Origin of the sequence: Subdoligranulum variabile (assembly GCF_025152575.1) — a bacterium.
GTDB lineage: Bacteria > Bacillota > Clostridia > Oscillospirales > Ruminococcaceae > Gemmiger > Gemmiger variabilis.
In genome coordinates this window covers 1,853,973-1,871,924 of record NZ_CP102293.1, presented here as the reverse complement: position 1 = coordinate 1,871,924, position 17,952 = coordinate 1,853,973, and the positions used below count along the sequence as shown (strand labels likewise).

Sequence of the window (17,952 nt, the reverse complement as noted above, 5' to 3'; positions counted from 1 at the left end):
CACCATGCAAAAAGCGGCGCTGCTCCCAAGGGAACAGCGCCGCTTTGCTGCCGGATCAACCGGCGGATTCCACGCTGACGAGGGTGAACCCGGCCTTTTCCACCGTGGCCTTCAGCGCATCGGCCGAAAGGTCGCTCTTGAGGGTGACCTCGGCGGTGCCCGCCGCGTGATCGGCCGCGGCGCTCTCCACCGCAGGCAGGGCCTCCAGCAGTCTCTTGAGGCGGCCGGAGCAGCCGGCGCAGTGCATACCTTCCACTTTCATCATCTTTTTCATAAGAATACGATCCTCCTGGTTCTTGTTGGTTGTGGGGAACCGGCGGTGTTGCCGGCCCCCTGTATCGTCTGGCATGGGCCGTTACCTCATGCCGTGGGGCAGATATCCGGCCTCTTCCACCGCCCTGGACAGGGTTTCCTCGGGGGTGTCGGGCCGCATGCGGATGACCGCCGTGCCAGCCTTGGCGTCGGCGGTGACCCGCTCCACGCCGGGCACTGCCTCCAGCGCCTTCTGTACGGTGCGCTCGCAGTGTTCGCACATCATGCCCTCGATCTCCATGGTCTTTTCCACGGCGCCCTCCGTCGGGGCGGGCGGGACCGGGCACGGGACGGTGCGGGCCGTGTTCTGCGGCGCTTCCTTGCGGGGTGTATGCCGGATCTTCTTATCCTTGCGCCCGTCGTGCATGTTGAAGAGATTCAGCCGCAGGGCGTTGCCCACCACGCAGACGCTGGAAAGGCTCATGGCCGCGGCACCGAACATGGGATTCAGCGTCAGGCCCAGGGGCACAAAGACGCCGGCCGCCAGCGGAATGCCGATGCTGTTGTAGAAGAAGGCCCAGAACAGGTTCTCGTGGATGTCCCGCAGGGTGGCCCGGCTCAGCCGGATGGCGGCGGGCACGTCGCTGAGGCGGCTCTTCATCAGCACCACGTCGGCGGCGTCGATGGCCACATCGGTGCCGGCGCCGATGGCAATGCCGGTGTCGGCCCGGGTCAGAGCGGGGGCGTCGTTGATGCCGTCCCCCACCATGGCCACCCGGCCCTGGCGCATCAGGTCCCGGATGACGCTCTCCTTGCCGTCGGGCAGCACCCCGGCGATGACCTCATCCACACCGGCCTGCTTGCCGATGGCGTCGGCGGTGCGCTGGTTGTCGCCGGTGAGCATGACCACCCGGATGCCCATATTCTGCAGTTCCCGCACGGCCTGGGGGCTGTCCGCCTTGATGACGTCCGCCACCGCGAGGATGCCGGCCAGCCGGCCGTCCTGGCTGAAGAAGAGGGGCGTCTTGCCCTGGGCCGCCAGTTCCTCCGCTTTGGCGCGGATCTCCCCAGAGACCGCGGCATGGGTTTCCATAAATTTCAGGTTGCCGGTGCAGAGCGAAACGCCCTCCTGTTTGGCGGTCACGCCGTTGCCGGGCAGGGCCTCAAAATCGGTGACCGCCTCGGCCTGCATCTGCCGCCGGGCACCCTCCTCCAGGATGGCGCGGGCCAGCGGGTGTTCGCTCTTCTGTTCCAGGGCCAGCGCCAGGCGGAGCAGCTCCTCCTCGGTGGTGCCGTCGGCGGGCAGGATGTCGGTGACCCTGGGCTCGCCGCTGGTGATGGTGCCGGTCTTGTCCAGCGCCACGATGTCCACCGCGCCGGCCTGTTCCAGCGAGGCCGCCGTCTTGAACAGCACGCCGTTTTTGGCGCCCATGCCGTTGCCCACCATGATGGCCACCGGCGTGGCCAGGCCCAGCGAGCAGGGGCAGCTGATGACCAGCACCGAGATGCCCCGGGCCAGGGCGTAGCCGATGTCCCGGCCCAGCAGCAGCCAGACCAGGGTGGTGACCACCGCGATGGTGATGACGGTGGGCACGAAGACGCCGGAGACTTTGTCGGCGATCTTGGCGATGGGAGCCTTGGTGGCCGCCGCATCGCTGACCATCTGGATGATCTGGGAGAGGGTGGTGTCCTCCCCCACGCGGGTGGCCCGGCAGCGCAGGAAGCCCGACTGGTTGATGGTGGCCGCCGAGACGCTGTCCCCCTCGGCCTTGTCCACCGGGATGCTCTCACCGGTGAGGGCGGATTCATTCACGGCACTGTGGCCTTCCAGGACCACGCCGTCCACCGGGATGTTCTCGCCGGGGCGCACCACAAAGACGTCCCCCTGCTGCACCGCGTCGATGGAGACTTCCGTCTCCACGCCGTTTTTCACCACGGTGGCGGTCTTGGGGGCCAGCTTCATCAGGCTCTTCAGCGCGTCGGTGGTGCGGCCCTTGGAGTAGGCCTCCAGCGTCTTGCCGATGGTGATCAGCGTCAGGATGGTGGCCGCGGACTCAAAGTACATCTCGTCCATATAGACCATGACCTGGGCCATGTCCCCCCGCACCACCGCGTCCGCCATGAGGAACAGCATGACGGTGCTGTATCCGAAGGCCGCCGTGGCCCCCATGGCCACCAGCGTGTCCATGTTGGGCGCCCGGTGGACCAGCCCCTTGAAGCCGCTGACAAAGAATTTCTGGTTGATGACCATGACCACGATGGTGTCCAGCATCTCGAACATCATCAGCGCCAGATGGTTGTTTTCAAAGAAGGGCGGCAGCGGCCATCGCCAGAGCATCCAGCCCATGATGTACATGAGCGGCAGCCAGAAAATAAGGGAGGCAATGAGCCGGTGCACCATTTTGGGCGTTTCGGTGTCCTTCAGTTCATCGGCGGCAGGGGCTGCCTCCCGCCGGGCGCCCTTCTCCGAGGCGCCGTAGCCCGCGGCGTCCACCGCGGCGATGACGTCGGCGGACGATGCGCTGCCCTCCACAGTCATGGAGTTGGTCAGCAGGCTCACCGTGCAGGATGTGACCCCCGGCACCGCCGTGACGGCCTTCTCCACATGGGCGCTGCAGGCTGCACAACTCATACCGGTAACGTTGAATTGTTTCATGAATTCGATTTCCTCCCTACAATGAAGCTGGCATTGGGTCACTCACTTCATCAGCTTCTGGAGCACCCGGAGCAGCTCGTCGATGCTGGCGTCGGCGGTCTCCTTGTCCCCCTCCCGGATGTCGTGGGCCACACAGGTGCGGATATGATCGGACAGCAGCTCCTTGTTGAAGGCGTTCATCGCCGCCGTCACCGCCGCGCTCTGCACAAGAATGTCGGGGCAGTACATGTTGCTCTCCACCATCTTGCGGATGCCTCGGATCTGCCCTTCGATCCGGCTCAGCCGGTTGATGAGGCTTTTGTACTCCTCCGGCGTGCGCTCCTTGGTGCGGTGGGTGCAGCAGCAATTCTTTTCCTGTTCCATGGGGTGCTTCCTTTCCATCGGTTTTTGTTTTGTATACCCCCTTGGGGTATCTACATCATATACCCCCAGTGGGTATCTGTCAATGCCTTGGGCAGCATTTTTCCAAAAAATTCCCGCCCCCAAAAAGGGCGGGTGTGGTTCATTCCGGCGGGAAGGCCAACGAAGAGCCTTCCCGGTCTGCTTAAGTGAACCGTTCTTTGTGGGCGATGGCATAGTAAAAGGCAAACTGCTGCAGGATCCCGGCGTGCTCGCCGTAGGCCGGGAAGGGGTTGTGCCCGCCATATTCCCGGGCAATGATCTTATGGATCCAGGTATCGATGGGCGCCGCCCCCATTCTGCCATAGGCAAACAGGCAGATACAGTTGGCCACCTTGTCCCCCACTCCGCGGATGGTTTTGAGTTTCTCAAACAGTTCCGCGTCGGGCAGGGTGGCCAGAGCGGCCAGATCCATCTGCCCCGACAGGACCTTGGCAACGGCGTCCTGAATGTAGGGCACCCGGTATCCCAGCTTGCAGGCGGCCAGCTCCCCCGCCTGCGCCCCCGCCAGCTGTTCCGCCGTGGGGAAGGTGTACAGTGTTTCGTAGGGAGTGGTGACCGCCTCGCCGAACCGTTCAGCCAGCAGCTCCACCGCCTGCTGGATGGCCGGGATGCTTTTCCGCTGAGAAATGATAAATGTCACCAGCATTTCCCAGGGGTCCTGCCGCAGAATCCGGATGCCGCGGCCTTCCTGTGCCGCCAGCTGCATATAGGTGTCCGACTCCGGGATGATTTTTTGTACAGCGGAATACGTTCGCCCCAAATCAAAATAGGGCCCCCATACCCGCTGCCAGGTTTCCTCGGGGCAGCTCACTGCAAAGCCCCCGGCAGACTGCCGGAGGTACAGCACCTCCCGCCCCGTGACGAAGCGGAAGGATCCATCCTCAAATTCTTTTACCCGGAAACACTGTCCGCTGCGGGCGATTTTGGCAAGGTCAAAGTCGTCGGTAATGGAGATATGCATGGTCGAAACTCCCTTGTTTTTCTGTGGGGCGATGCCGCTTCCTTTCCCCCTTGGAAATCCTGCTCGGCGGCGTTACTCCCCGCCGTCCGTCTGTTCCGGGGTATAGCGGTCGGCGAAAAGCCTGCTGCCGATGGCGCAGGAAGCCTGGTCAAAGAGCACCAGATACACCGTCATCTCGTGGTCCCGCAGGAAATCCCCGATGGTCTCCACCGCCACCTGCAGGGCCTGCTCTTTGGGGTAGCCGTACACCCCCGAGGAAATCAGCGGGAAGGCAACGGTCTCACAGTGATACGCCAGGGCCAGTTCCAGCGAGGAACGATAAGCCGAGACCAGCAGCGCCCGCTCCCCGTGGCCGCCGCCTCTCCAGACGGGGCCCACCGTGTGGATCACAAACCTGGCCGGCAGGCGGTAGCCTTTTGTGATCTTGGCCTGCCCGGTCTGGCAGCCGCCCAGGGTGCGGCACTCCTGCAGCAGTCCGGGGCCTGCCGCCCGGTGGATGGCGCCGTCCACGCCCCCGCCGCCCAACAGGCTCTCGTTGGCGGCGTTGACAATGGCGTCCACCTTCATGGTGGTGATGTCGTTTTGTACAATCTGCAAGGGCATAACAGTACCTCCTCTCCTGTGGTATCATCATACCATAAGCGGACGCCCCGGGGCAATCGGGACAAGACAGAAGGCTCGCCCGGTGAAAACAGTGCGGCCCCGCGTAATTATACGGTCAGTATAAATTATGCATTTTTATCATTTTGTATAAACAGCAACGCTTCTCTGGTTTTGGGTGACGATCCAGGCCGCCTTCACGGTTCCGGGCGCCAGTCCTTCATGGGGTGGTATCCCCTCCCTGTATCCGTTTCTTCTGGTACTGTTGCGCCCGGCGCAGCAGGCCTGTGATGACCACCACCGCGAGCACCACGGCATACCCGGCCACCACAAGTTCCTTGCCCCAGGTGCCCCACCAGGTACACCGCAGCACCAGCTGCCCGTTGCGGCGCAGGCAGTAAACGCCCTGCTCCCAACTCTGCGCCAGCGTATAGTCTCCTGCGGAAACCGTGTCCGCTTTCCGCAGGGCGTCCACTATTTCCCGGCCGTCCGTCTGTGTGCCTTGCTGCAGGGATGCATCGGACAGCTTCAATTCATATGCTGTGCCATCCTTTGTGGTGTAATAAGTAACACTGTCGGTGTGTAGTACAATCTCCAGGTCACTGTTAACGACCAGCGCGTAGACGGTCTGTACCCCCTCCGGCGTGAACAGGACCAGCTTGGTGTGCCCGGCCTCCTGAAAGCCCACCATCATGGTGCCTTCCTCATTGATGGAAAAGCAGGCAGGCCGCGCCGGAAAATGCTGCAGATCAAACGCATCTTCCTCCCAGATGCCGCACTGGAATTGTTCGTTGAGGGAGGGTTCCTCCGCCACGGCACCGGTGCAGAGCAGCACCGCCAGAACCGCCCACACAAGGAATACCGCCGTGACTTTTCTTCGCATTTTGCCTTTCCTCCGTTCTCCCCATCGCAGCGCTGCCGGGCAGGGCCCCTTGTCCACCAGGTGGCAGCACTTGCGCAAGCTCTTCTCAGCCTGGGACCGCGCCGCTGGCGGCCACCCCTTCCCGCAGCTGCGGATCGGTGCTGTCCGCCGTGAGGACGTACCAGCTCAGCACCCAGCGGTTTGCACTTTCGGCAGATTCCGCCGTGGCATTTTGGGAAAACCAGTCTGCCTGGCGATAGGTTTCCCAGGCAAGCACTTTCAAGGGTGTGGCCCCTTCCGAAGGATAACGGGGCGGTGTTTCCAGCTGTGCTTTCAGTTCTTCATAAGAGGCATTCGACCGGACTGTGACAAACACATAGGTTTCCCACGTCCGGTCCGTCACCGGCAGGTGGCAAATTTCCACAGTTTCCGGTTCCATGTCTGGGGGCAAGTCCAGACTTTTTGCCGCCTCCATCAGCTCCTGCACCTGCCGGGCATTGGCGTCGGCGGCGGCAGCCCGCCGCCGTGCTGTCCACGCACCCCAAAGGGCCAGCAAAGCCACCAGGAGCACTACCGTCGCGGCCAGCCTTGCCTTTCGCATCTCACCGTCCACCTACCCTTTCCGTCCCGTCAGGGGTTGCTATCGGATCCATCTATAGTGTACTGTTTCCAAAGCAGACGAGGCAAGCAGCAGATTACCCAAAAACGCTATGACTTTTTTGGCAGTTGTGCAGTTGTAAAAAATGACAAACGGACGGCTTTTTTCTTGAAAGGATGGCCGGCCCCCGTGTACAATAGAAGTAACGATCCACCGGGCGATCAGGAGGGGCCTATGCGTTACCCGAAAGAGTTCTGGCTGCTGTTTCTTCTGCTGGAATATTGTTACACACACTGCCAGGAGGACGACCTGGGTGCCCTGCTTGGTGCCCTGAACCCCGGCATCTTCGCGGACGGACTTCCCGCTGACAAGGCCGACCTGGCGGAATGGGAAGATACCCATCGTGACGATGACCTGGGCCGCGATGCTTTTATAAACCGGGTCATTTCCTTCTTGCAGGATTTCGGCCGGCGGTACGGCTTTGATTTTTCTAGGACCCTTGTCCTGCTGGAAACTGTGGATGAGGAGGAATACGCAAAACAGCTGGCAGCCGCCGAGAAAGAAGCAGCTGCATGGTGTGACGCCCATCCGGGTTGGCAATCTTCAACCCCATAAAAGCGTCGACGCGGCTCCCTGAAGTCCGGCCAGCCGGAAACCATCGTGCTCACCGCGGAGCTGTGCCCTTTTATGGATTGGCTGCAGACTGCAAACCCGATGCAGCCCTTTGGAAAGGATGTGGTTCTGTGAACTGGAAAGAGATCATAACCGCAGAAGACCGGGAACAATTTCTGGAAGCTGTGCAGGACTTGCACGACAGTTGTATCGTCCAGGCGGTGTACACCCCCAGCACCTATGTGGAGGAGAACGGCGCGATGCAGCCCATCAACACCCACAGCCAGCTGGTTATTACCCTGCAGCAGCAAATTCTGGGCGGCGGACGCAACACCATCGACCTGCGCTTTGAGGAGATCGTCCTGTTCCGGCTGTTTCCCCGGCCGCCGCGCTATGATTCCATCATCTACGACTGTACCCTCCTGCGCCGGGACGGACTTTTCTATTGGGCAGATTTTCATACTTCCCGGATCGATGCGTCCTTTGGCAGCATCGACCTTTCTGACCCGGGAAAGGGCGCAGGCACCTGGGTCGTAGCCAAAAAGATGTTTTGGAAGATGGAACAGACGGGCTGGAAGCGGACGCCCGAGGGGTGAGGAAGACGGGTTCAACCTGTGGGATTTTTGGCCCGATCCCTTCGGCGTATCCGATCAAAGCGTCCCGGATGCGGCGGCCAGCGATTCCTGAAGTCTGCCATAGGTCCCTTTTTCAATGGAAAATCCAACCATCACAGGTAAATGCCATGAACTGGATCGCAAACGAAAGCATGAAAAAGCTGCTCCGCCAGTGCGGTGACGGGCAGCTGAATATCCCGTCCGTAAAGGTATCCGCGCTGCGGAAGCTGTTGTTTCCCCCGTTCAAAGCGGTGCGGGATTGTGTCATCCTGTCGGAAATGCCGGCTGAAGAACTGGATGCCGCCTTCGATCGAGCCATGGAGATATGTTTCGACAAGACCGATTATGAAGCCTGCAACACCGAAACGCGGATCGACTGTTTTTTTGAGGAAGCGCTGTCCCAGAAGCAGGGATTTGAAATCGCGTTATTGGCCCTGAAAACGTGGGCACTCCAACTCAAGTGCATGCAGCCGGAGGCCCGGTTTTGCATGATTCTCGCCTGCGATGAGGATCACACAGAAATCCGCTTTCACAAACTCCGGGAGAGCGAAAGCCGGTGGGTGGGCGGCGACATAAACCAGTACACCGATGGCGCCATCGGGTATTTCATTCTGTGATCGGGACGGACGCCGGCGCTGCGTACCGGGTCTTCTCCCTGTGGCAAATGGTTGCGGAGCGTGATGTATATGAACTTCAGAAAGCATTGTACCGTTTGCTCAGCGTCGCTTTTGCAAACTCCGGGAGCTCCCTACACCCACGCCAGACAGAAGGCGCAGCTGGCATTTTGTGAAGAGCCCGCGCCCTGTGACGGAGGAAAAGCATGTGTGAACAAAAGACAGGAATTTGCCGAATCAGCCGTCTGATCGGGCAGCCGGTGTATTACATCGGCCGGGCGTCGAATATGCTGGATCTTCATTTCGGGGAAGATGTAGTGGTGCCCGACAGAATCAGCGGCGAAAAACACGTGGGGACTTATTCCCTGCATGTGCAATGTCCCTGGCGGATCATAAACCTGGAAAAAGGGAAAATGCTTTTGGGAAGCCTGGACTTTTATGCGCCATCCACCGGCAGTCTCGCCGCGGCAGATTTCGACTACAATCATTTTGACTGGGATGTCCCGGGCGGCAATCTGTTTGATGAAAAGGCGCAGAAATGGTTTGCGGGACTGGAACATGTGACCGTCGTTGCCGCCAGAATGAACCGTTTCGGGGACGCCAGAATCGATCTTTCCAATGGCGACCGCATTGAAATCTTTGTGACGGCGACGGACGACGGGGAATGCTGGCGGCTGTTTCTGTCAGCAGAATCCACCATACAGCTGGTAGTATACGGTGATGCAGATTGAGAAGGTTGTCCCCGCAGGACATCCTGCCGCGGTGCAAATACCCGGCACCATGGCAGCACATAAAACAGATTTTTTCTCATGAGATGGCAGATATGCTCCTGACAAAGGCATCCGACGCTCTTTCCACCCATTGTCTGTTGCGGGAACTACACGCAGAGAGGAAGTGATCCCCCGTGAGGCACATACGAACCGCTGTGATAATCATTGCGCTGCTGGCCTGCGCGGTCATCACGGGCATCCTGCTGCTTCAGCCCAGAACGCTGAAGGTCACCACAGGAACACCGCTCACCCAAGCCGGCGCATACGAAGGACCCGGTGGAGGCACGCTCTATGTCACCCCGAGCCACCGGTTGGTGGGGGCAGTCACCCTGCCGGAGACTCCCTATGGGTCTTCCTTTATCGTGGTGCCGCTGGATAGTTTGCAGCCGGACTTCGAGGAGATGCAGAGCTTTTTTCTGGGAGATTCGATGGTCTGCGACTACCTGGAGCAGGAAGACGGATACTTTCTGCTGGTGAATGAACGGGAAAAGGTAGTCTACCGGAACGCGGATATCCTGGATTGGTGCACCCTGTTCTGGCTGGACTGTTCCGACGGGACCATGACCACCCTGGACAAAATGGAGGCCGCCGGGATCCCCTCCTTCCTGGAATCCGCCGACGGTGAGGTCCTGCTCGGCTGGCAAGGGCGGGATTCCGCTTACATAAACCATTATGACAGCACTACCCGGCAGCGGACAGCCATCCAGCCGGTGGAAGTACGCCTGACTTTTTCCACGCCGCTGGGCGGCGGACAGTACCTGGGGTTCTGGCGTGACTATGGCGGGAATTTTCAGGAATCGTCGCTGGATGTCAAGAAACAGCTCGCCTGGGTCGACGAGGAAGGCAACCTGCTGGACAGCTATCCCTGTGACAAAGACTATCACGTGACGGGGACCTGCGTGGTCGGTGACCGCGGATACGCGCTACTCCACCATGATCACAGACAAAGATGCCGGCTCCTGACCATGAATCTGGACCGAGAAAATAGGAAGCTGGTGAATGTTCGCTACTACACGCTGCCCAGAATCGGTAATTCCAAGTTTACCGATTACGATGACCTTGTATGGAATGAGGATGCCGGTCTGCAGCTTTTGTTTTTAAGTCCCTACACCTGGGATTCCGGGGCCAGTATTCTTGGCACGGCAACCATCCTGGACGATGGCACCAACCCGCCGGAATTGGAACTTCATACCTACTGGGCACCCCAGCGATACTTGCCAAATGGTGCCTTCCAACAAAACGGAGAGACTTTCTATCAGTTTTCGACAGGGAGCAAGCGGGTCTTCTTTCAATGACCATCCCTCATACGCAGCCCCGGCCTTCGGGCAGCATCGCCGCCCGCGCATTCTGACAGGAAGAAGGAGACTCTATGAACAATAGTATAAATTCCCTGGGTTGGCTCACGCTGATCATCGGCGCTGTTATTGTTTACAAGTGGGCCAAAAGGAAAGCTCTTGGCGTTGTAGTATTGATCTTGGCTGTCATTGCGGTCGGAGCGGTATCGCTGAAAGTGAGAACCTCCCTTTGGTTTGAAACGCCAGCGGAGGCGGCGCTGTTTCCCGCAGACGGTACAATGATTGCCGCCATTGAGGGACAGGATTCCTGCTGCCTGATCACCGAGCAGAGCCGCACAGAACACCAAATCCATCTTTTGGGGAAAGAAAACAACCGGTACAGACTCCTTGCCGCGTCGGAATGGAACAGCGAGAACATCCAGGCCGACGACGGAATGGCAGTGACCATCCTTTCTGTAAACGGGACCCCCGACTGTTACGCTTATGGAACATTTTTTGAACCGGCCGGCAGAAAAATTCAGATCACGGATACAAACGGGACTGTGTTCCAGACCATTTCTCTCCTGCCCGCCGGGTCAGAGACCGCCGTGCTGGCTTATGCCTGTGTCGGCCCGGTCAATGACGGGTATGGGGTGCAGGTGGCCTATACGTCTTAAACGGTCTGTTTCCTGTACCCACAGGCGGCGGGGCGCAAATCGACACGAAGGATGGTGAGATATATTGTTGAATCGTATAAAGAAGCATCAGGGGAAATTTCTTGGCATCTTCGTGATTCTCATCTTACTGGAAGGGGTCTTCCTATTGGTGCAAACCGGCCTTTTCGATGCTGTCATCTGGCGCTTCAAAGTCTGGCAGGCGGCAGAAAGCGGCATGCCTTTCCAGATGAAAGATATGTTTCCGTTTTCATGGGATTCGCTTTATCTCTTGCACGAGCCGTACAGCGACGGCTATGAACTGAAGGAAAAATACGGGCTGGATTTTACGATTCCCTCCGGTGACATGGATACACAGATACGGCTGTTGTTTTTTGAGGGCGGCCAATTGGTGAAAGTTGTCAAATTGGATAAATTTGCAAATGACTTTGCTTTATCTGTGGAGCAAATCTTTCCGGATGATACCTTTGTTGCAGAAAAGAAAAATGGTCTGGATTTTGTGTATATCATAGATAAACAGGAATAGGGATTTGCTTTCTTCTGAGGCGGGTACCGAGGCACATAAGGCTGGCCCGAACGATATCCGGGCCCCGCAGACCGACGACGAAAATTCCACCGGGAGGCGTGATTTCAATGGAAAGATGGGAAAGATGGAACAGCCCAGAATTGGTGGCAGACGACTACGAATTGAAGAGTCTGGTGCAGGACTGGGAGGGGCTTACCCTCGTTTTCCTTGGCCGGAAAACCGAGGTGACCCTTGTGTATCGTGAGCAGCTGCTGTCTTTCCGCAGCTGTGACGAAGGTGACCGATGGAAAACCGTTGATACCGTATTGGCCGATCACGGCAAGCACTTTTTCCGGGGCTGGCTGGCCTACAAGGTTTCCGAATCCGATTATGCAAGCTGGTTTTCCCGGGAAAGCTTCGGCAGCACAACAGTCGATGAGATCCTCCATCTGGCGTTTGTAACCGCCAATGATATCGTTGATGTCTTATCCTTAAGGGAGCCCACTGTGACCATTTCCTGTATCTCATAGCGCCGATCGGTCAGAGCATCCTGGCGCTGAGGACTGTTTCCGCAGCGCCGGACCGCTAGCATGGGGCGGATGGTTCGTCTTCCCTGACAGCAATGCAAGGGGGGAAAAAGAAGTATGAGGCAGGAAGTCTACGTACTACAACACAGCTATGCGTTACAGAACGGATGCGATGAGACAAAACTGTTGGGTGTGTTCTCCTCGGAAGATAAGGCACAACAGGCAATAGAAATGTACCGAACACTTCCGGGGTTTTGTGAACATTCCCAGGACTTCCACCTTGACAAATACCTCCTGGATGAGCGGTACTGGACAGAAGGATTTTTCACCATTCCCTGAACGGGAGGGCGCCAGAGTGTTTTCTACAATAAGTAAAAATCGCAGCAAGTATTCCGTTTCGTACAAAAAGCAAAAGCGTTGCCGCAGGGCAAAGCTTTTCTTGTTTTCCGTTTCTATTCATCATAGCGCCGCCGGGCATAGGCCGCCGGATAGGGGCCTTTGTCCTCCACGTGGTAGCGCTTGAGCAGGGCCAGTGCCCCGGCGCTTTTTTCGGCCAGGAATTGTTCGGCGGGGCCCCAGTCGCCGGATTCTGCGGACCCGAGAATCTGCAGGGCTTGCTGGTACTTATTTTCATGCGTATCCAGATAAAACCCGTATTGCTGCAGGCATTCATTCCGGAATTTCTGCTCCATCTTTACATCCGCCTGCAAATCCGGCAGGTTTTTCTCATACATATAGAAATTGCGGGCTACAAATCTATGCGTGGTTTCCCTTACAAATTCTTTGTGGGCTTTTTCCCCTTCATAGGTTGCACGATAATCCAAAGGTGCCAAAAGGGTACAGTCCAGAACTTCCTGGATATCTTCCCAGCAGAAGTCCTTCGCATCCACCCCGAAACGGCGGCGCAAACCTTCCGGTGTGAATCTTCGCAAATAGTGTTCCAGAAACGGGTAGGGAATTCTGGTCACCGGGCGGAACGGACTTTCCGGCGTGGGGGAAGGAGTGGTCCCCATTGCCATGCGCCCGACAATGGTTGCCCATCTTGTGCCGTCGCCATCGCGCAGCCAATCGATTTTGTCAGGGCAAAACCATATCGGCTGCGTTCCTATGAGGTAATCTTCCAGCTCGCCGCACACCCAGCACGGATAGACCGTCGCCACGATGGGCCCGCTGCGCCGGATAAACAGCTTGCCGCGCTGATCAAACCCGCGCAGAAGAAGCTGCTCTTCCACATACTCAATTCCTTCCTGGCAAAGCGGCCTGAGTGTAAGCATAGACAACCTCCTTTTTCCCGGGCTTGCATCAAACAGCGGAACCGTTTTGCCTCCGCCGGGGGTCGGCTTCGGCTCCCTCTATAGTGTACCCGTTCGGGGGCAACGCAGGCAAGCAGCAGGTTGCCCAAAAACGCCATGATATTTTTGGCAGGTATGCGGTTGTAAAAAATGGCGACCGGGCAGCTTTTCCCTTGATACGATAGCCCACCGGCGTGTACAATACAAGTAATGTGGTGTTTCCTGCAAGCTGCGGTTGTCGGATAAACCGCAAACCCGCGGCACAGCCGGCCCACGCCGCGCCCGCATTACCAATTGCTTTGTCGTCACGAAGGAATCCATGATGGAAAACAAAAGTTTTTGCCCGGCCATCCGCCGGGCCGCAAAAGAACTGCTGCACGGGAGGAGCCTGCATGCCGCGCTGCGCTACAAAAAGGATTTCCTGCTGAAGCCGTCGTTTGCCCCCGCCTATAATGCAGCACTGCTGTATTACCAGGCAGGCAGATACCCATCGGCCTGTCTGTGGGCCCGACGGGCAGAAACACAGGGGTGCGGAGAAGAAAAGACGGAGGCCCTGATCCTGGGCCTGTTTGCGCTGCAGGCCGCCGGGTCGCCGCGCTTGGGGCAGGAAGTGAAAAAAATACAGGCTGTTACTGACCCATGGTATGCGGTGGATAAATTTGTATTAACCTTTTTGTCCGGCGACAGGGAAGCTGCCCGGGCGCAGATCCCCTACCTGCTGGATACCTGGTATCTGAACGTGCCGGAACTCGCCATGGTGATGAGCTGTCTGCTGGCACAAGGGAACACCCGGGCGGCGGACGAAGCCCTGCACGGGCATCTCGCTCTGCTGCACGAAAGTCCTTACAAACAGTATGCAAGGGCAGAAGCACGGAAAATGATAAGAGCCCGTATCAGTAAACGGTATCGGGAGAAGCTCATCAAAGCCTATCGTTATGGGCATCCGCTGATTGAGGAAAAATAAACTTCGGGGCGATCACTCGGGGCCATTGGATGCCCGCCACCATCTGGCGAACGATGCCGCCGTTACAGAGATGGGGATGCCCTTTTCTGCCGTCAATGATCGCCTGGGCAAAGATGAGTATGTAGAACTGAGAAAGGGAATGCACCATGACATCGCTGTTCTTTTCACTTTTCTGCGCTCTGATCGTGTTTTTTGCTTTTCCCCTCGGTGCTTTGACGCTCTGCCGGGAACAATTGCTGCATACCGGCACCCAGCTGCAGACGGACAAGGCGGTTTTCCTGGTGACCGCCGCCTTGTCCCTGGGAACGCTTATCTCCATCTTATCCATCACAGAAGTATGGGAAGGTTTTCCCGCTGCATGGAGCGGCACCTGGCAGGAACAAAGCGGTGTGTTCCAGGAGTGGGTGGAATACCGCAAGCCTGATCCCCAGCAGGCGGCCATTCTGGTGGATGGGGCCCCGCAGTGGTTCGGTATCCGCAATATAAAGCGCGGCGAACTGCAAAGCGGCGATGAGCTGCGTTTTTTGGTAAAGCCCGCCGGGGACAGCGACATCTACGTCATCGCCTGGCGGCGTCCCCCGCAGGAAGAATGGCATCTTCTGACGGTATCCTTCGGCACACAGCAGGAGCGCAGCGCTGCCTTTGTGCAGGGCCTGTTTGTACTGGCAGTCATCCTGCTGACCATGCTCACCTGTCTGTTTTTCAGGATCCGCTTCTGGAAAGAGCCGCCCGGCTATCTGGCCATAACCGTTGCCGTGGCCGCGGCTGTCCTCGCCGCCACCGGACACCTGGTGTACCGGATTTACCAGGGACCAACCGGGGAGGATCAGGTCATTCTCTCTGCGCTTCAGTTGCTGTTGTGGTGCAGCTACGGCGCCATGCTGTGGACGCTGTATGCCTATGGCCGGGCCATCTTCACCTACAACCAGCGCTATCTGGAAAAGCGGAAATAAAGATGCCCTTACAGGGCGAACAAACAAACTGCGGTGGAATTCTTTGCAAGGAATTCCACCGCAATTTTTTCTTATTCCTGGCACAGCTTGCGGACAATCCCGATGAATTCCGGCTACAGGCCGCAAGGGTGCTCCGAACCTGCAGCACTTCCGCCGGCAAAAATTTTCTGAACCGGGAATTCCGTTGTCTGGAGTACCGCTTTTGCAGCGCGCAAATGGTACGATAAGCGTACAGAACAAGGAAGGCGCGGCCCGCCGCCCTTCCCGACCAAACACATCCGGCACCACACCCCGTGCGGCCTGCACGGGCTGCGGTGCACCGGATTTCCCCCCAAAAAAGAGCGCATAACCATTGCGCATTTCACACAGAAAGAAGGATCGCTATGCCTTGGACCGGCTATGTCCCCGCACAGTGGGCGCTGTTTTACTATCTCTATTCGTTCCTGGGATGGGTCTGGGAGTCGTTCTACGTCTCCGCGCGGAAGCACCGCTGGGTGAACCGCGGGTTCCTCAACGGGCCGCTGCTGCCCATCTATGGCTTCGGCGCCCTGTCGGTCCTCGTATTCACTCTCCCCGTGGCACAGAACCCGGCACTCGTCTTTTTCTCCGGCATGGCTGTGGCAACGCTCCTTGAGTACACCACCGGCACCGTCCTTCGCAGCTATTCCGTACCCGCGTCCTCCGCGGCGCAGCGGCAGCCTCGCCACCGCCGTAAGAATCCCACGGCAGAGACACGAGGCAGCATGGGAAGAACATTCCGGCAGGACCTGCTTATGAAAGTGCTCTGGATTTTTGCGGATAAAGGCAACCGATGTGTTCCGAATCCAGAATACTCCGCGTCATAGCATTTGACGACCTCACAACCAACCTACTATAATAGAGTAAAATTGCTCGGCACCGATGCGTTGTATCCGATCCGGGATGAAGATGGTGACTGCCGCACCATAAAAACCTTCAACGACAGCGATCTCAGTTTCTGTATAGTTTGAATTACGGGAGAACCAGCTATGACAATTCAGCAAATCATCGACGACAAATCCATCAAGCGCCTGGAAAAGCGGAAGGCCCTCATCGAGGGGATCATCAACGGGAGTTTTGATTTTTCTGCAATATCCGCGGCCTGCTCGTTTTTGCCCGAAAAAAACATTTCCCTTTTACTGGAAGCCTTGGAAGAGGTCAGCCGTTCCAAAGAGTTCTCCCTGGAAGAAGATTATCTGAATCTGTCAGAAAGATATATTCTGTCTTCCGATCCTTCATGCAAAAGGGAATCTTCCCGGATCGTTGGAAACCTGGCGGCTGCTTTTCCGGCGAATCTTGACCATGCCATAGACGCATTATTGCAAAATGCAGAACACGAGGGAACGGTGATCCGATGGGCAAGTGCCTATGCCTTAGCCCGCATCGTCTTGATCCCGCAATACGCAAGAGGGCCTCTGTTTGAACAAATCTCCCGTTTGTGCGAAAAAGAACAGGAAAACGGTGTCAAGAACCAATATAAGAAAGCGTTAAAAAAAGCGGAAAAACTCCGATAAGCTCACAGACCGTTCCGTGATGAAACGCCGTTTTATGCAGCAAAGGAAGCATCCGCGATCCCATGAATATCTGAGGAAAGAAACGCAGACCTATGAATGACACAGAGAAAATCGGCTGCCGCGGCGCATACTGCAAGACCTGCCGTGAATTCCAAAAAAACTGCAGGGGTTGCAAGCCGGGATATCTGGATGGATCCCGGGACTTAAGCCGCGCAAAATGCAAAATGAAAAGATGTTGTCTGACCAAAGGTCATGTTACCTGCGCCGATTGCACAGACTATGACGCCTGCGAAATCATTCAGGCCTTTATGCATCATCCCGGCTACAAATACTCCAAGTACAGACAGGCGTTGGAGTTTATCCGCAGCCATGATTATGCCACCTTCCTGAAAACAGCCGAACCCTGGAAAAATGCTTATGGACAATACCCCAAACCGGAATCTTAGATCAATCTGCCGCTCACTGGAATCGGAAAGATTCCGCGGGCGGTATTTTTTGTGTAACATAGTGCAAAAAGCGGCCCGCAACGGAACATTGCGTGACAAATACGTTCCCTCCTGGTATGATGGAATCAGAAAACACGGGAGGCGAAGCAGTATGATCGGACGGAATTGCAAGCGGCTGCGCCAGCGCGCTGGAATGACCCAGGAAGATTTGGCGGAGCGGCTCCACGTGACCCGGCAGGCGGTGTCCGCCTGGGAGACCGAGAAGAACCGTCTGGACGCTGAGACACTGGTCGCCCTGGCGGAGGCGCTGGGCGCCGATGTCCAGGAGCTGCTCTACGGCCCCGGGGCGGTGCAGGCCCCCTTCGCCCGTTACCAGCGGCGGTATCGGGTGTGCACGGTGCTCTCTGCTGTGGTGGTGATCGCCTGGCTGGTTATGGAGGTAACCCTGAAACCCTATCTGGCCCGTCAGGCGGCCCAGACCCTCATTCCCTATCCCGGTATGGCCTATTTTCTGGCCGTGCCGCCCCTGGGGGTTCTGGGGCTGGGCTGTCTGATTCCGTCCCTGGCCTCCCTCTGGGTGGACATCCGGGTCCGCAGCATACCGGTACGCCGTGTACTGCTGGCGCTGGGACTTGTGGGCCTGTGTTACTATCTTGTATGGCTGACCCTCTATCTGGGCCTGTGGCCCGCTTTTCTCTATGACTTGAAACCCGTGCAGTTTCTCGTGCAGTATTGGTTTATCCCCCTGTTCACGCGAGACCATGAACTGTTACGGCTGGGCCCCCTCTTTGTATCCGGCGGGTTCCTGTTCCTGGCCCTGAACCGCTGATGCCGTCACAGGCAA

Annotated in this window: 22 protein-coding genes and 1 pseudogene; 14 read left to right on the top strand and 9 right to left on the bottom strand. The window is 57.6% G+C overall.

Going from position 1 to position 17,952, the window contains the following annotated elements; translation table 11 throughout:
- Positions 1-55: 55 nt before the first annotated feature.
- From NQ490_RS08915 to NQ490_RS08885, 7 genes and pseudogenes are all read right to left on the bottom strand, one after another.
- On the bottom strand, positions 56-274 hold the full coding sequence (locus NQ490_RS08915) for a heavy-metal-associated domain-containing protein (RefSeq protein WP_040918463.1): 219 nt from the start codon (positions 272-274) through the stop codon (positions 56-58).
- 81 nt (positions 275-355) lie between these two features.
- Entirely contained in the window at positions 356-2,908 is a 2,553-nt protein-coding gene (locus NQ490_RS08910) for a heavy metal translocating P-type ATPase (protein ID WP_040918466.1), read from the bottom strand.
- 42 nt (positions 2,909-2,950) lie between these two features.
- Positions 2,951-3,271 (bottom strand): metal-sensing transcriptional repressor, encoded by a 321-nt coding sequence (locus tag NQ490_RS08905; protein ID WP_040918468.1) that lies wholly within the window; start codon positions 3,269-3,271, stop codon positions 2,951-2,953.
- A gap of 181 nt (positions 3,272-3,452) precedes the next feature.
- Positions 3,453-4,271, bottom strand: a complete 819-nt coding sequence (locus NQ490_RS08900) for a DNA-3-methyladenine glycosylase family protein (protein WP_007048192.1) — start codon at positions 4,269-4,271, stop codon at positions 3,453-3,455.
- An 84-nt stretch (positions 4,272-4,355) separates the two neighbouring features.
- Positions 4,356-4,874, bottom strand: a pseudogene (locus NQ490_RS08895) (O-acetyl-ADP-ribose deacetylase); the annotation flags it as partial.
- Positions 4,875-5,091: 217 nt separating this feature from the next.
- Positions 5,092-5,754 (bottom strand): hypothetical protein, encoded by a 663-nt coding sequence (locus NQ490_RS08890; protein WP_007048194.1) that lies wholly within the window; start codon positions 5,752-5,754, stop codon positions 5,092-5,094.
- Between the two features lie 85 nt (positions 5,755-5,839).
- Positions 5,840-6,334, bottom strand: coding sequence for a hypothetical protein (locus NQ490_RS08885; protein WP_007048195.1), 495 nt, complete (start codon positions 6,332-6,334; stop codon positions 5,840-5,842).
- A 231-nt stretch (positions 6,335-6,565) separates the two neighbouring features.
- On the opposite strand from NQ490_RS08885, the gene NQ490_RS08880 reads away from it, so the two are divergent.
- From NQ490_RS08880 to NQ490_RS15495, 9 genes are all read left to right on the top strand, one after another.
- Complete coding sequence (locus NQ490_RS08880; RefSeq protein WP_007048196.1) at positions 6,566-6,946, top strand: hypothetical protein; 381 nt, start codon at positions 6,566-6,568, stop codon at positions 6,944-6,946.
- Between the two features lie 128 nt (positions 6,947-7,074).
- Positions 7,075-7,539: a hypothetical protein gene (locus NQ490_RS08875; RefSeq protein WP_007048197.1), complete on the top strand. Its 465-nt coding sequence runs from the start codon at positions 7,075-7,077 to the stop codon at positions 7,537-7,539.
- A gap of 146 nt (positions 7,540-7,685) precedes the next feature.
- Positions 7,686-8,174, top strand: a complete 489-nt coding sequence (locus tag NQ490_RS08870) for a hypothetical protein (protein ID WP_007048198.1) — start codon at positions 7,686-7,688, stop codon at positions 8,172-8,174.
- Between the two features lie 203 nt (positions 8,175-8,377).
- Positions 8,378-8,902 (top strand): hypothetical protein, encoded by a 525-nt coding sequence (locus NQ490_RS08865; protein WP_007048200.1) that lies wholly within the window; start codon positions 8,378-8,380, stop codon positions 8,900-8,902.
- Between the two features lie 173 nt (positions 8,903-9,075).
- Positions 9,076-10,236: a hypothetical protein gene (locus tag NQ490_RS08860; protein WP_147644611.1), complete on the top strand. Its 1,161-nt coding sequence runs from the start codon at positions 9,076-9,078 to the stop codon at positions 10,234-10,236.
- A gap of 74 nt (positions 10,237-10,310) precedes the next feature.
- Positions 10,311-10,892 (top strand): hypothetical protein, encoded by a 582-nt coding sequence (locus tag NQ490_RS08855; RefSeq protein WP_007048202.1) that lies wholly within the window; start codon positions 10,311-10,313, stop codon positions 10,890-10,892.
- Between the two features lie 67 nt (positions 10,893-10,959).
- Positions 10,960-11,415 (top strand): hypothetical protein, encoded by a 456-nt coding sequence (locus NQ490_RS08850; protein WP_147644612.1) that lies wholly within the window; start codon positions 10,960-10,962, stop codon positions 11,413-11,415.
- 107 nt (positions 11,416-11,522) lie between these two features.
- Positions 11,523-11,924, top strand: coding sequence for a hypothetical protein (locus tag NQ490_RS08845; RefSeq protein WP_007048204.1), 402 nt, complete (start codon positions 11,523-11,525; stop codon positions 11,922-11,924).
- Positions 11,925-12,038: 114 nt separating this feature from the next.
- Positions 12,039-12,260, top strand: coding sequence for a DUF7336 domain-containing protein (locus NQ490_RS15495; protein ID WP_007048205.1), 222 nt, complete (start codon positions 12,039-12,041; stop codon positions 12,258-12,260).
- Between the two features lie 113 nt (positions 12,261-12,373).
- On the opposite strand, the gene NQ490_RS08840 is transcribed toward NQ490_RS15495, so the two are convergent.
- Positions 12,374-13,195, bottom strand: a complete 822-nt coding sequence (locus NQ490_RS08840) for a hypothetical protein (protein ID WP_007048207.1) — start codon at positions 13,193-13,195, stop codon at positions 12,374-12,376.
- A 337-nt stretch (positions 13,196-13,532) separates the two neighbouring features.
- Between NQ490_RS08840 and NQ490_RS08835 the strand changes: the two genes are divergently transcribed.
- The 4 genes from NQ490_RS08835 (at position 13,533) to NQ490_RS08820 (ending at position 16,662) form a co-directional block, all read left to right on the top strand.
- Positions 13,533-14,177, top strand: a complete 645-nt coding sequence (locus tag NQ490_RS08835; protein WP_007048209.1) for a hypothetical protein — start codon at positions 13,533-13,535, stop codon at positions 14,175-14,177.
- Between the two features lie 146 nt (positions 14,178-14,323).
- Positions 14,324-15,130: a hypothetical protein gene (locus NQ490_RS08830; protein ID WP_007048210.1), complete on the top strand. Its 807-nt coding sequence runs from the start codon at positions 14,324-14,326 to the stop codon at positions 15,128-15,130.
- A 383-nt stretch (positions 15,131-15,513) separates the two neighbouring features.
- Complete coding sequence (locus tag NQ490_RS08825; RefSeq protein WP_007048212.1) at positions 15,514-15,975, top strand: putative ABC transporter permease; 462 nt, start codon at positions 15,514-15,516, stop codon at positions 15,973-15,975.
- Positions 15,976-16,137: 162 nt separating this feature from the next.
- Complete coding sequence (locus NQ490_RS08820; protein WP_007048214.1) at positions 16,138-16,662, top strand: hypothetical protein; 525 nt, start codon at positions 16,138-16,140, stop codon at positions 16,660-16,662.
- Positions 16,663-16,865: 203 nt separating this feature from the next.
- On the opposite strand, the gene NQ490_RS08815 is transcribed toward NQ490_RS08820, so the two are convergent.
- Positions 16,866-17,207, bottom strand: coding sequence for a hypothetical protein (locus tag NQ490_RS08815; protein WP_187118489.1), 342 nt, complete (start codon positions 17,205-17,207; stop codon positions 16,866-16,868).
- 52 nt (positions 17,208-17,259) lie between these two features.
- Between NQ490_RS08815 and NQ490_RS08810 the strand changes: the two genes are divergently transcribed.
- Entirely contained in the window at positions 17,260-17,937 is a 678-nt protein-coding gene (locus NQ490_RS08810) for a helix-turn-helix domain-containing protein (protein ID WP_050764741.1), read from the top strand.
- Positions 17,938-17,952: the final 15 nt, after the last annotated feature.